The organism is Ruegeria sp. BH8 (assembly GCF_056538065.1).
Window position 1 is genome coordinate 24,288 of the sequence record NZ_JBQFSP010000020.1, and the last position, 12,409, is coordinate 36,696.

General features: G+C 56.0%; 12 protein-coding genes. 2 read left to right on the forward strand and 10 right to left on the reverse strand.

Features of this window, described 5'->3' with window-relative positions:
- Positions 1-80 precede the first annotated feature (80 nt).
- From ACR0AD_RS19420 to ACR0AD_RS19430, 3 genes are read right to left on the reverse strand one after another with little or no spacing between them, the layout of a single operon-like run.
- A complete protein-coding gene (locus tag ACR0AD_RS19420) occupies positions 81-617 on the reverse strand; it encodes an AAA family ATPase (RefSeq protein ID WP_480489112.1) in 537 nt (178 codons plus the stop codon).
- Positions 614-2,152, reverse strand: coding sequence for a GNAT family N-acetyltransferase (locus ACR0AD_RS19425; protein ID WP_480489114.1), 1,539 nt, complete (start codon positions 2,150-2,152; stop codon positions 614-616). Before ACR0AD_RS19425 ends, ACR0AD_RS19420 begins: the two co-directional genes overlap by 4 nt.
- Complete coding sequence (locus tag ACR0AD_RS19430) at positions 2,127-2,921, reverse strand: helix-turn-helix domain-containing protein (RefSeq protein ID WP_480489116.1); 795 nt, start codon at positions 2,919-2,921, stop codon at positions 2,127-2,129. Before ACR0AD_RS19430 ends, ACR0AD_RS19425 begins: the two co-directional genes overlap by 26 nt.
- A 498-nt stretch (positions 2,922-3,419) precedes the next feature.
- On the opposite strand from ACR0AD_RS19430, the gene ACR0AD_RS19435 reads away from it, so the two are divergent.
- The gene (locus ACR0AD_RS19435) at positions 3,420-4,028 is read left to right on the forward strand and encodes a DJ-1/PfpI family protein (protein WP_480489118.1); all 609 of its coding nucleotides are present in this window, start codon (positions 3,420-3,422) and stop codon (positions 4,026-4,028) included.
- 75 nt (positions 4,029-4,103) lie between these two features.
- On the opposite strand, the gene ACR0AD_RS19440 is transcribed toward ACR0AD_RS19435, so the two are convergent.
- Positions 4,104-7,004, reverse strand: a complete 2,901-nt coding sequence (locus tag ACR0AD_RS19440) for a Tn3 family transposase (protein ID WP_480489120.1) — start codon at positions 7,002-7,004, stop codon at positions 4,104-4,106.
- 125 nt (positions 7,005-7,129) lie between these two features.
- Here ACR0AD_RS19440 and ACR0AD_RS19445 point away from each other — a divergent pair, with 125 nt between their 5' ends.
- The gene (locus ACR0AD_RS19445; protein ID WP_480489122.1) at positions 7,130-7,681 is read left to right on the forward strand and encodes a recombinase family protein; all 552 of its coding nucleotides are present in this window, start codon (positions 7,130-7,132) and stop codon (positions 7,679-7,681) included.
- A 330-nt stretch (positions 7,682-8,011) separates the two neighbouring features.
- Here ACR0AD_RS19445 and ACR0AD_RS19450 read toward each other — a convergent pair whose 3' ends face one another.
- From ACR0AD_RS19450 to ACR0AD_RS19475, 6 genes are read right to left on the reverse strand one after another with little or no spacing between them, the layout of a single operon-like run.
- Positions 8,012-9,073 (reverse strand): 2Fe-2S iron-sulfur cluster-binding protein, encoded by a 1,062-nt coding sequence (locus ACR0AD_RS19450; RefSeq protein WP_480489124.1) that lies wholly within the window; start codon positions 9,071-9,073, stop codon positions 8,012-8,014.
- A 2-nt stretch (positions 9,074-9,075) separates the two neighbouring features.
- Entirely contained in the window at positions 9,076-9,603 is a 528-nt protein-coding gene (locus ACR0AD_RS19455; protein ID WP_480489126.1) for a hypothetical protein, read from the reverse strand.
- Positions 9,600-10,478 carry an ABC transporter six-transmembrane domain-containing protein gene (locus tag ACR0AD_RS19460; RefSeq protein ID WP_480489128.1) on the reverse strand — a complete coding sequence of 293 codons (879 nt, stop codon included), beginning with the start codon at positions 10,476-10,478 and terminating at the stop codon, positions 9,600-9,602. The genes ACR0AD_RS19455 and ACR0AD_RS19460 overlap by 4 nt, the downstream gene beginning before the upstream one ends.
- On the reverse strand, positions 10,475-11,626 hold the full coding sequence (locus ACR0AD_RS19465; RefSeq protein ID WP_480489130.1) for an aromatic ring-hydroxylating oxygenase subunit alpha: 1,152 nt from the start codon (positions 11,624-11,626) through the stop codon (positions 10,475-10,477). The genes ACR0AD_RS19460 and ACR0AD_RS19465 overlap by 4 nt, the downstream gene beginning before the upstream one ends.
- A gap of 23 nt (positions 11,627-11,649) precedes the next feature.
- Positions 11,650-11,898 (reverse strand): hypothetical protein, encoded by a 249-nt coding sequence (locus tag ACR0AD_RS19470; protein ID WP_480489132.1) that lies wholly within the window; start codon positions 11,896-11,898, stop codon positions 11,650-11,652.
- Positions 11,899-11,903: 5 nt separating this feature from the next.
- Positions 11,904-12,323: a hypothetical protein gene (locus tag ACR0AD_RS19475; protein WP_480489134.1), complete on the reverse strand. Its 420-nt coding sequence runs from the start codon at positions 12,321-12,323 to the stop codon at positions 11,904-11,906.
- Between the last annotated feature and the right edge of the window lie 86 nt (positions 12,324-12,409).

The following is a 12,409-nucleotide window of genomic DNA, read 5'->3' on the forward strand; positions in this document are numbered from 1 at the left end:
AACTGGGTTGCGACTTACCCCCGTCCGCACGGAAGAATTGCACCTGCTATCGAAATTTTAGTTTCATGTGGCGGCTACCTCTAACTTGAAAGCCAAGCTGCGAGTTGGTCCGCGTCATCATGTGTCACGATTTGAAACCCGATGCCGAGGTTACGAGCTATCGAAGCCGCATGGTTGCGGGATGTCGATTGATGCTGATCTAGCGTCTCGGGCGCGTAATTCGGGCGTGAGCGTGACGTATCGCGCGAGCGATTTGCCGCGATCCAGACCGGATCGGCCTCCAAATGGACCATCAATGATGCTTCCAAGGCTCGAAAAACCGTCGAGGGCAGCTCCGTCAGTTTGTTGCCGTCATCAATGACGACATGACCGTCCATGATCACCACCCCTACCTGTGGATCACGGGCGACAAAGAAGCCGTCAATTAGAAGCTGTTGGTTTTCGTCGAGATCGGCATGACGCATGGCATCTCGTTGGTCTGCGTCTGCCTGACGGGCGGCGGCAATCAGACTCCCGCCCGTCAGGTGCTGAAACGACACCCTCTGCGCGAGTTCCTTCAGAAATGTCGTCTTTCCGACGCCTGAAATCCCGGTGAATGCGACGATCTTCTGATTCATACTTCGAACTCCAAATCTGCACGTTGAACAAGCTTGGTCACCAAGTCATGGCGGAGCTTGTAGATCGACTGCTGCGGGTGGCCATTGACCACGCCCAATGTCCTCAGTTCGTCAAGAGAGATCGCCGGTTCGATGTATGACACCAGAAGGTAGTTGATCACCTTAACCGGTTTCTGGGGCGTCGCCTTCCATCCTTCCAACTCCTCTTCACTGTAAACAGATCGACCGCCGGTAAGTTGCATAAGGTCCTTGGTGGATTTTGCGAGAGTCACGCTTTCGAGAACGCCAAGTGCCGTGATCGCTTGCGAGGGCGGATTCTTCGATGAACTCTTGTAGAAAAACAGGAGCGATCCGCTCGGACCCAATTTGGATTGGGCGCGACACAAATAGACCTTTCGGATCGTATTTCCGGGCCGCGTGATTGTTTCGGCGCGAGAAGCACCCGCGAATAAATCCGGCTGTATCGGCTTCCAGAGATCGGGATAGAGCGTGTCGTGATACCCCTCCTGGATAGGGATGCCGAAACCGAGTGTGTCCTGATGGAGCACAAACCGGGGGTAGTTCTCCCTCGCCTGCTCGAAATCGGTTCTCGTGTCCGACGGCACCAAGGCACTCGCGGAAAAATCTCGTTCGTAGATGTATTCACCGTTGGCATTCTCACCGGCGTTGCGGAACCCATAGAACTCCAGCAAGTCCATGAGCGCGACCTGATCTTCGTAAGTTGTCAGGTAGGCGAGGTCGTAGCCATTTCTCTGCGCGTACCAGAGAACCTGCTTCAACAGCAATTCACCCAGCTTGACCCCCCTGCTCTGCGGTGCCACCTTGAATGTGCAGATTTTCAGGATTTTCTCGGCCTTCGTCATCGCGTCTGTATCGGCCGCGGTCTCATCCTTACGGACGATCAGTCCCGCAAGTTGGTCGTTGTCGTAGACGACCCAGCAGGGCCGATGTTGTTTGACGCATTTCTTGCGCCACCAGTCATCGAACTCGGGATAACCATCGCGAAGGCTGTCGAAGAAAACATCCTTGCTATTGATCTCATGAGCTTCGACCTCCCCAACATGGCGGATCGGCACCTCTTTCGGCTCATAGGTCTGGATCAACAGTTCTGCGGCGTCGCCGACAAACAGGACGCGGCGAGCAAGGTCCGGGGACCGGTTCTGCGCGCGTTGATGCAGCCCCTTGTCCTGGGTCACAAGGAAGTCTACAGCACCGCCTTCAAGCGCGTGCAGCAGGGTTGCATCCACAACATCGTTGGGCTTCTTCAGCGGTCCGTAGGCGGCACCCAAGTCTACCCGCGACAAACCGTGCTGCTTTTTTAGCAGGCGGTATTTTGCAATCTTGCTGAGAGAAATCTGTCGGCGCTTGACCTTCTTGTCGCGCGCGATGTCATCTTTTGCGGCCTCATGCACATAGATGTCGACCTTGTGGGTCAACGCGAGGGCGTGGAACCTTGAATAAGCCGCTTCTACTGTATGATTGTCTTCAAGCCCGATCAGGATGTTCGTATCAATGAGATACGCTTGCTGGCTCATCTCGAAGGGCCTTTCTTAAATCGCGCTTGGCATAGAGAAACGATTGCGGTGGTTCAAATCCGAATTTTTCGCGAAGTTCGTGCAAGGGCAATGGACGGGAAAATGACTTCACATTGTCAAAGACAAGCGCATAGCCGTGATCGAGACCGTCAAAGTATTTGTCGAAAAGAGGCCGCTCAATAAACGCTGTTTTCTCAAATTCCACCCATATTTGCTCGATTGGAAGTTTCAACACATCGCGGATCGAGACCGTACCAACCATCGCTTTGACAGGCGAGCTTGAATAGATATAGGCGAGGGTCCCGTTGGGTGCGGAGACGGGAAACCGGCGGCGCAGTTCGACGGTCTTTCGACCCGCGAGAATTTTCTCGGAATAGACCGGCTTGATCGACAGAACGACGTCTCGCTGCGGTTTGAATGGCTCGTCTCCGAGCAGCGGCAACACCAGCTGATCGTCATGACCATGCTCGACATCGAAGTGCGCGCTGTGGAACCGCGCAGAGATCGGTGCATCCGTTGGAAAATGAGCATTCAAGTGCAACGATGCACCAAGTGCCTCAACATATCGCTGCACGGTACTGAGGTAGATTTCACCACCCTTCTCGATCTTCGAAATAGCAGCTTGTTGCACCTGCATCCGCTCGGCAAGTTGTCCTTGGGTCATTCCCGACAAGATACGAAGGCGCTTCAACTCAGGTCCGACCAACGCAGTTCCATGCGCGCTCTCTACCGCCTGCGCCTCGATAATTTTCCCGGTGAGCTTGCCCATTTTGATCCCCTTTTTGAAAGCGTTGTATGTCGAATAAAAATTCCTTGCAAGGAATATCCATCCCCCAAGCAGATTATGCGCAGCTTCTTTGCATCAAGCGATCTTGAGGAAGATCAGTGGCTTAGTCTCAACTCTGGAAGCGTCGCGAAAAGGGTCGTTTTTGCGGCAATCCGAGACGGTCACAAACCTGCCAAAACCACACTGGTTTTGCCGGAAAGTTCTGTCGGCGCTAAACCATTGATCCGGTGTAGCGACGGAATAGGGGGCAGAATCCACCGTTTTTGTCCAAAGAGTTTTGACAGGGGGTTTTCGGCACGCCAGCAAACATCAGCCGCTTCTGGGGTCGAGTCCGGCTGAGTGCAGAATAGGGCGTTAAGGGGTTCTCCGCATATTGGACACGGATCATTCTCAACGCGTTGTTCGAAATGGCAAGAAGCGGGCTTTTCGTCCATTCGTCGAAACTGTAGCGTCTGTGGTATCAGGCGGTGGAGCGGATTGATGCGTAGAATTGGTGCTTTGGTTTTCCCAGGTTTTGAGTTGCTAGATGTATTTGGCCCTATGGAAATGTTTGGGCTTCTTAGCGATGAATTCAGCCTCAGTCTTGTCGCCGAGACGACTGGCCCGGTTGAAAGCAATCAAAGGCTATCGGCACATGCTGATTGTGCCATCGACGACGGTGCCGACTACGATCTACTTTTCGTGCCCGGTGGAGCGGGTACAAGACGCGAGGTCAATAACGCGAGAATTCTGGATTGGATTGCCGAAGTCTCTACAAACGCAGAGTATACCCTAAGTGTTTGCACTGGGAGTGCCTTGCTGGCTAAGGCGGGCGTTCTGGACAATCGCCGAGCGACCACGAACAAAGCCGCATTCGCATGGGTCGCAGATCAAGGGCCCAAAGTTGACTGGCTTCGGCAGGCCAGATGGGTCGAAGACGGGCCGTTCATCACATCATCTGGTGTCTCCGCTGGCATGGATATGACGCTTGGGGCAATAGCTGTAATGCACGGGAAGGCAACCGCTGATCAAGTTTCCAAATGGTGTGAATACACTTGGCATGAAGACAAAAACTGGGATCCCTTCGCTAAGATTCATGGGCTTGTTTAGTTTCGCCAAAATAGGCTTTCCTTCCCCTTTCTCCGCAGGGTGCATCAAAATCTGGTGTTGTCGGCGCTTGAGAATTCACAGGTTTCCCGCTTTCATCTTCCGCCATCTATATTCGCCTGTGAGAATGATATGGGCCCAGCCAAGAGGCGAGATGTGCGCGAGGAGGTATGCTGGCGTGTCCAACCCGGCCCTTTTCCGCTGCGCGACAGCGACACCAAGCTGTTTTGTATTCCAATAAATTATGATGGCGGTGAGCAAGTTCAGCCCTGCAATCCTGAAGTGTTGGCCCTCCGCGGTGCGGTCGCGGATTTCCCCCTGGCGACCGATCCGTAGGGCACTTTTCAGAGCATGGTGCGCTTCACCTTTATTGAGGCCAATATTGGCACGGCGCTGCATGTCCGTGTCGAGCGCCCATTTGATGATGAAGAGTGTCCGTTCAACCCGCCCGATTTCGCGCAGGGCAATGGCCAGATCATGTTGTCTCGGCCGCGCCGCCAGTTTCTTCAGGAGCTGACTGGGCTGCATCCTGCCTGAAAGCATCGTTGCGATGCAGCGCAGCACATCCGGCCAATTGGCGATAATCGTATTTTCCCGGATTTTGTCACCCACCAAGCTCTTCAGTTCAGTCGGGACACTGCGGCGATCAAAGACATGCAGCCGTTTGGACGGCAAATCCCTGATGCGCGGGATGAACAGATAGCCAAGCAGCGAAGTGGCAGCGAACACAAGATCGGTGAAGCCGCCTGTATCGGCATATTGCTCTTTGATCCGTTTTCCGGTCGGGTTCATCAGCAACCCATCCAGAATATATGGGGCTTCGTTAACCGTGGAGGGAATGACCTGCGTGGCGAAGGGACCATATTGATCTGATACATGGGTATAGGCTTTCAGACCGGGTTCATGACCGTATTTCGCATTGATCAGATTCATCGCTTCACCCTGTCTCGTGGTGGGGAAGAATTGCCCGTCACTGGAAGCGGTTTCACCGGCACCCCAATATTTTGCCATTGGTAACTGTGCCTGCGCTTCAATCACGATGGCCAGCGCTCGATGGATGGCCTCGCTTTCGACATGCCAGTTCGAGAGCCGTGCCAACTGAGTAAAGCTATGCGTGCTGCTGGCCCCGGCCATCTTGCTCAACCCAAGATTCAGACCCTCAGCGAGAATGACATTCAAAAGGCCAAGCCTGTCTTTGCACGGCGCCCCGGTGCGCAAATGGGTGAAGGCATCGGTGAACCCGGTATCATTGTCCACGTCCATAAGGATATCCGTGATCCGCACCTCCGGCAGGCGGCGATAAAGATCAAGGATAAGGCTATCGGCTTCAGCGGGTACATCCGCTTCAAGCCGGTCGACGCGCAAGCGCCCATCTTCAATGATTCCACCAGGAAGGGCTCCGTTTTTGACCGCCATCGCAAGCCTATGCAGCCCGTCTTCAAGCCGTTGCTTACGATCTGCGATCCAGCGTTCCGGCTCCAATGGCATCGATAAACCCATGGTCTGTACCGCTTCAACAGGGACCAGAGCCTGTTTCATATCGCTGTAGCGGCGAGAATGAGCAAGCCAGACATCACCAGATCTGAAGGCTTCACGCAGATGAAACAGCACCGCAACAACCCAAAGGCGGTCTCGATTGGTTTCTGGGTTCCGCAAGTGACTTCGCCATTTCGACTGCGGCTGAAGAAAGGGCGCAGAGCGACTTGGAATACTGCGCTTGTCACGGATCACATCGGCCGCCGCCAATAACGGCTCAGCCACACTGGCTCCCGCGATGTCCAATGCTGCCAGCATACGCGGGGCATAGAGCTTGAACCGATGATATCCCTGCTCGACATAGGCCAGCGCATCCGCCTTAACGGTTTTCCCAAGCGCTCCAGCCGTTGCGACGAGTTTTTCCAGAACGCTCCAACCACAGGACGCATCCACGGCGCCGGCAACTGCCGCCTCATCGCCTTTGGCTAACAACAATGTCGTACCCAGTGTCTCGAACCCTGCGAGGGTCGCCGCGATCTCCGATTGTGCTTCGGCAACTCGGGCATCGCAAATCCTCTTTGCCTCTCGCCAGATTGATCCAACGATCCGGTCATGTGTCTCGACAACGGTATCTGCGATGGCAGCTGACCATTCCACAACACAGGTGGCGAGGATGGCCAGACGACGATCACTGGTGATGTCCCGGAGACCATCCGTAAAATAACGCTCCCCCTGACGGCGCAATTGCGCAACCCGATGCGCAGGAACATCGTTCAGGATTGTTGGTGATAGCGCGAGCCGTTGTAAAAATTCCAACCGGTCGAGCTGACGATTGATATCAGCAGAGTTCTTGCCCACCTCGAACTGCCGCAGCCAGATGAAGCGACTAACCCGACCATCCACCTCTTCGCTCAGCAAACTATCGAGTTGGCCGCGCATGTTTGCGTTGAGATGAGCCGCAATGCGAGCCTCGACCCTGCGTTCGGCTGCAACCAACGCATCGGCACAGTGACGTTCAATGACCGAAGTTCCCGGCAGAATGATCTGCCGTCTACGGCATTCTTCCACGAGGCTACGTACCAGAAACTCGCTGGATTGCGCTGTTTCAGCATTCTCATCCAGCCATTTCCGCATTTTCTTGGCGCGCTTGCCGGAGAACATCTTGTACCCATACATCTTGCGCAGAGCTTCCAGATGTTCCCGGCGGGTCTTCTCCCGAGCGGCATATGGCAGGAGATCATCTGGCTTCAGACCGAGTTGAGCGGCCACAAAACGGGAAACCGGTTCCGGGATCACCTCACCGGCCTTCAATAAGCGACCCGGATACCGAAAGGCACAAAGCTGAAGCGCAAAGCCGATTTGGTTTTCAGACCGCCGCCGGGTGCGGATGTGCTCGATGTCTTCATCATCCAATGTGTAGTGCTTCAACAGCGAAGTTTCATCAGAGGGAAGATCAAAAAGCGCCGCGCGTTGTCGCGCGGTCAAGACCGCTCGGTGTGCCATCGGATTGTTCTTTCTTTATGGGATGGAGTCTTTGAATGTAGACATATTGAGACCATCCGCTTGCCATGTCTTTTTCAATGTCTCAATATGGCTGTCTCACAAATCCTTGACTTATATGAGACCCCATGGCCAAAGTAGGATATGCCCGTGTCAGTTCAGTCGGACAATCTTTGGACGTGCAACGTGAAAAGCTGCGTGACTGTGACAAGATGTTCGAGGAAAAGCGTAGCGGCACCACCGATGCCCGCCCTCAGCTAAAACAGTGCCTCAACTATGTCCGCGAAGGCGACCAACTGATCGTAACCCGCATCGACAGGCTGGCTCGATCCACGTTGCATCTCTGCCAGATTGCCGAGACCCTGCGCGATAAAGGCGTCGATCTTGTCGTCCTTGATCAGAACATCGACACATCCGATGCCACCGGACGGCTTTTGTTCAACATGCTCGGGGCCATCGGCCAATTTGAGACCGAGATCCGCGCCGAGCGGCAAATGGACGGGATCAAGAAGGCGAAGGATCGAGGTGTTCAGTTCGGAAAGCGTCCCGCGCTTACTAATGATCAGATCGTAGAACTGCGCGACAAACGCGCAAGTGGCACTCTGATCAAAGATCTCATGGCGGAATACAACCTCTCTAAGGCTACCATCTACCGTTATCTCACCGAAAACGAAGGCTGAGCGCAAATCCAGAACCTCAATCCGGGCTTAACGCCCTATTCTGCACTCAGCCGGAGTCGACCCCATGCAGGAGCCACCCACAGAAGTCATTGAAAGCCACTCTGAGGGCCGGGATTCAATCTGTCCTTTCGCCGCGACCTGAATAGATCATCGTGGGGTGGGCAATGCGTCAGTTCGCAAAGGCTACGTGAATGTCCGGTTTTGATTCAATTCGAGCTCTGGCAAAACGAGATATGGTGCGAGCGGGTCAAGCCGATTTCTGGTCGTCTGAGTGACCAAGTACATAGCAATGATCGCAAAGGAGATATTGCGTCATGCGATCGGAGAAACTCAGTCATAGTTGAGGGCGAGATATTCGGCGGTTGGCACCGACTGACAGGTCAGGACCGTGCCTTTCGCAATATCATCATCTTCCAACGCCATGCGTGCGCGCATGTGCACCGTGCCATCGGTCAGTCGAGCCTTACATGCGCCGCACACCCCCGACTGGCAGGAGAATGGCGGATTGAGCCCTGCCGCCCGCGCCGCTTCGAGCACGGTTTGACCCTCTACTATGGGCACCGACAGTGTTTTGCCATCATGGGTGACCTCTGCCGCGGCCGCCATGCCCGCGACGCTGGTGTCAAGCTCGACCGTTCCCCCATAGCTTTCCATGTGAATGCGCGAGGCCGAGACATCGAGCGCCATCAGCGCCTCCTTTACCGCTGCGTTCATGCCGCCCGGCCCGCAGACATAATATTGAGTGTCCTGAGCATAGGGCGGGTTTTCGGTGATCATGGCCGCAATCGCATCTTTGTCGACGATGCCCCTGCGCCAATAATCGGCGCTGGAACACCAGCCGGGCCGGGAAAAAACGTGATTGACCAGCAGTCGATCCGGGTTTGCCGCCGCGAGGGCGTTGATCTCTTCCTCAAGCAGGATGCTTTTTTCGTTGTTGTTGCCATAGGCGAGATAGGCGACCGATTGCGGTTCGGCGGCCATGACCGAGCTCATCATCGCATAGAGCGGTGTGATCCCAGAACCGGCCCCGAAGAAGTAATGGGTCCGCCGCGCATTGGCGGCGCACTCCAGGGTGAAGGCGCCAAAGGGCGGCATCACGTCAATCACATCGCCTGCGTTGACATGGTCGTTGATGTGGTTGCTGGCCAGCCCGTCTTTGACGCGCTTGACCGTGATCCGCAGCGGGTCACCGGTATGGGGCGAGGCGGAGATGGAATAGCTGCGCCGCACTTCCTCTCCGTTGATCTGGAAGCGAAACGAAAGGTGCTGTCCTGGCTGCCACGCGAAGGCCTCACGCAGATCGTCGGGCACATCGAACATCACTGTTTTAGCCTGGCCACCGATCTCGGGGCGCGTTTCGCTTACGGGAAGCGGGTGGAAATTTCGTGCCATGTTTATTCCCCAAAACTCTTGCTGGATTCGAGCGCGACGATGATAGGGCGGCCGTAGTAGCGCACCAGGGTCAGAACCTCGTACCCCGTTGCCTGCCCCTCGTAGCCCTGGAAACTGTAATCCGAAGAATGGTCAATCCGGATCCGGGTGCCGTCGGAACTGTCTGAAACCAGTGCCAGTTCGTAAGTCCAGTTGGTTTCGGTCAGACCGCTTTCCGGAGCGGCATAGCCCCAGCCGCCGCCCGAGGTTCCGGCGACATCCGCCCAGTCGGACGCGTTGGTTTCGTACCCGTCAGGTTCTGCTGCACCGCCATAATCGGCCCGGACGCTGATCGCGGCATTCGACTGGAACAGGCCGTAGATCGTATGCCAGTCCTCTGCTTCGAGGGATGTGTAGTAGACACGTGCCAGATCGCGCGCCTCGGCGGCCGACACTTTGGCGGGGCCGAAATAGGCCAGATACGCAAGGCAAAAGCACATCGACGTGGTGACCGCCCATTGAACCGGAACGGGGGCGCTGAGGCGTATCATGTGCCTTCCCCCACCAATGCCAGGCCGGATCGGTTGATCCGGTAGGTGATCTCGCGCAGCCGTGTCAGGTTTTGCAGCGCAAAAGGAAGGGTGACCGCCGCTTCAAGGAACTGCGTGGAATAGGTGACGATGGCAAAGATATCCCCGGCGGAAGCGCCGCTTTGCGTAGCGGCAAACCAGAGATTGAACGCCACCATCGTCATCAGCACGGCAAAGATCAGCCCGTAGACCAGGCTCTCGGTATCCGACAGCCGGACTTCCTGCCGACGCAAACCCAGGAAATAGGCCGCGATCTTTTTCGGACTTTTGCTTTCCAGGGCTGAAACCTGGTTTTCCGACTGTTCATTCAGCGCCGCGTTGGCGTGGAAAAAACTGCGTGAAAACAACGCATAAATGACAAGAATTGCAATGGCCGACCCGCCACTTGAAAGCGCCAGCGCGCCGTGGAACGACAACAGGATCACGACCGACGCCACCACCTGTACCAGCGCTGTCATCGTGTTGGGTGCGGTGTCTTCGAGAAAGTCGACCAGTTCCCGCCCCATCAGGACCCGGGCGTTGGCAACGCTGACCGGGTCCTGCGCCGAGCGCGCGACCTGCGCCTTGCCGAGTTCAACGCGCATCGTGCCATAGGCTCGCGTGTCACAGACGCGCCGGCCTGTCGCGACGACCAGGACAAGCACAAACATGGCGATCAGAAACTGGAACGGCTGCCAGTCACCGGTCAGCAATCCGTCGATCGAAAAGCCGATCATCAGCGGCATCAGGGCGAAAAACGCCGTTTCCATCAGGGTCAGGCCCCAGGTGATCAAGATCTTGCCCCAGAAGGTTCGGAACAAGGTGCCGATCGACAGCGTGTCGGTCTGCGCAATCATGCTTCGCCCAGCCACCGCAAGACGACTTTCTGATGCTCGATCACCGGGCTTTCGCCTTTTGCGGCGGGGCCTGTTTCGAAATAGGGCGATGTCAGCGAGGCCTGTTGCCGTTCGCAGGCAAAGATATCCTCGGCGGTGAAATCGCCGCCCGCCATCGGATCGTCTTCGCTTTGCGCATCGTGTGCTTCGTATTTGCCGCTCAAGCCGAACTTGGTCCAGAAGCTCGAGGATTTCATCTCTTGCTTGGCGAATTCCCAGTTCGATGCGTTGGCGACGCGTCCGCGGTTGGTCACCCGTGTCAGGGCGGGCCCAAGCGGTTCGACGATGAAGATGTTCCAGCCGTCTTCCGTGGCGCCGATACCGATCCCCGGCCAAAGCATCGGGACCCAAGCGCCGTTCTGATCCTCGGCGATGATGCGCGGGGCGATCAGTTTTGCGTTCTGATCCTTGGCAAAGGATGCCTCGGGCGGCTCCCAGAACATGTAGTGATCGCCAACAAATCCATATTCGGCGGATTTGTGATCATACATGGAAAGCGTACCGGAATGCAGATGGCTGAGGTGATAGACGTCGATGTAATTCTCGACCACGATCTTCCAGTTGGCCTTGATCTCATACGAGTTGTTCAGCTCCTCATACTCAACAAGCTCTTCCGGCACATGCGGCCCGATATGTTCTTCGACCGGGCCGAACCAGTCGGTGATCGGGCCGGCGTCGGGGTCGGGATGCACAAAGATCATCGACTTCCAGATATCCACGCTGGCGGGTTTCAGCCCGTGGCAGGCTTTATCGACCTTGCCGAATTCCTCCTGCTCTTCGGGGACCGATATCAGGTTGCCCTCAAGATCGTAGGTCCAGTCGTGGTAGGGGCAGGTCAGCGCCTTCTGGGTTTTCCCAACCGCCCGGATCAGCTGCGTACCGCGGTGACGGCAAATGTTGTGAAAGGCGCGCAACCGGCGGTCGCGGCCCATCACGATGAAGATGTTGTTCAGCCCGGCCTGCACGCTGAAATACTGGCCCGGTTCGCTGACATCCTCCATGAACCCGGCATAGATCCAGGTTTTTGAGAATATCTCGCGCATCTCCCGGTCAAACCAGTCCTGCGAGGTGTAGGCGTCGGTAGGCAGCAGGTGCAACATGGTAGACATGGGGGAAACTCCTCAGAACGGGCTCAGGCCCAGCCGGGCAGAAAATCAGAGAGCAACAGCATGATGCCGATGGAAACCCAGGCGACCTGGATCAGCCAAAACAGGATCGGGTCGTCTGCGCGGGACACCTCAGACAGCAAAAAGGCGTGCCCCGAGTAGAAATTGGGGATCGTCCAGTAAAGGAACAGGATGCCCCAAAGCGATTGGAACCCGAGCGCGGTCGAGACCGCCAGCACGGCAAATCCGATATAGTTCAGGATGTGTGGATTCATGAGCGTTAACCGATCGTTTCCATTAGGCTTTGCGCCGCGTGTCTTGAGGCAAGCATCCAGGTTCCCGGCATTTCCAGGGGGGCCAGCGAAGCCGCGTTGAAGTAGATGGCCGTAATACCTGTGGCCACCTCGGCAATTTTTTGATGATCGGTATTCTTCGCGCCCGACGCGAGGACCGTTGCAATCTTTCCCTCGAATTCGAGAATCCACTGCTGGCAGTCGTCACGCAGCGCTTGATCTTCGGTGGCTCGGGCCGTCAGTGCAGCAAATGCCATGACCATATCGGATGACACAGAACGGTCTTCGGCAAACAAGGCGTTTAACAGCGCCTGGGGCTTGCCGGCCTCTGGAAGGCCAGCCAGCAACTCGTCGGTCCGCTCGTTGAAGGCACTCAGCACGTAGGATTTCAGCTTGTGCAGTGGCATTGCCAACTTGTTTGCACGCGGTTGATGGCGGTCTGGTCTGCGTCCGTTAGGCGGTCATTTCGAGAGCGTAACCGTCCCAGAGGCCG

Coding starts and splice junctions, on each gene's coding strand:
- ACR0AD_RS19430 (WP_480489116.1), bottom strand. CDS start 2,921: ATGGGCAAGCTCACCGGGAAAATTATCGAGGCGCAGGCGGTAGAGAGC.
- ACR0AD_RS19455 (WP_480489126.1), bottom strand. CDS start 9,603: ATGATACGCCTCAGCGCCCCCGTTCCGGTTCAATGGGCGGTCACCACG.
- ACR0AD_RS19470 (WP_480489132.1), bottom strand. CDS start 11,898: ATGAATCCACACATCCTGAACTATATCGGATTTGCCGTGCTGGCGGTC.
- ACR0AD_RS19465 (WP_480489130.1), bottom strand. CDS start 11,626: ATGTCTACCATGTTGCACCTGCTGCCTACCGACGCCTACACCTCGCAG.
- ACR0AD_RS19450 (WP_480489124.1), bottom strand. CDS start 9,073: ATGGCACGAAATTTCCACCCGCTTCCCGTAAGCGAAACGCGCCCCGAG.
- ACR0AD_RS19425 (WP_480489114.1), bottom strand. CDS start 2,152: ATGAGCCAGCAAGCGTATCTCATTGATACGAACATCCTGATCGGGCTT.
- ACR0AD_RS19435 (WP_480489118.1), top strand. CDS start 3,420: ATGCGTAGAATTGGTGCTTTGGTTTTCCCAGGTTTTGAGTTGCTAGAT.
- ACR0AD_RS19475 (WP_480489134.1), bottom strand. CDS start 12,323: ATGCCACTGCACAAGCTGAAATCCTACGTGCTGAGTGCCTTCAACGAG.
- ACR0AD_RS19445 (WP_480489122.1), top strand. CDS start 7,130: ATGGCCAAAGTAGGATATGCCCGTGTCAGTTCAGTCGGACAATCTTTG.
- ACR0AD_RS19440 (WP_480489120.1), bottom strand. CDS start 7,004: ATGGCACACCGAGCGGTCTTGACCGCGCGACAACGCGCGGCGCTTTTT.
- ACR0AD_RS19420 (WP_480489112.1), bottom strand. CDS start 617: ATGAATCAGAAGATCGTCGCATTCACCGGGATTTCAGGCGTCGGAAAG.
- ACR0AD_RS19460 (WP_480489128.1), bottom strand. CDS start 10,478: ATGATTGCGCAGACCGACACGCTGTCGATCGGCACCTTGTTCCGAACC.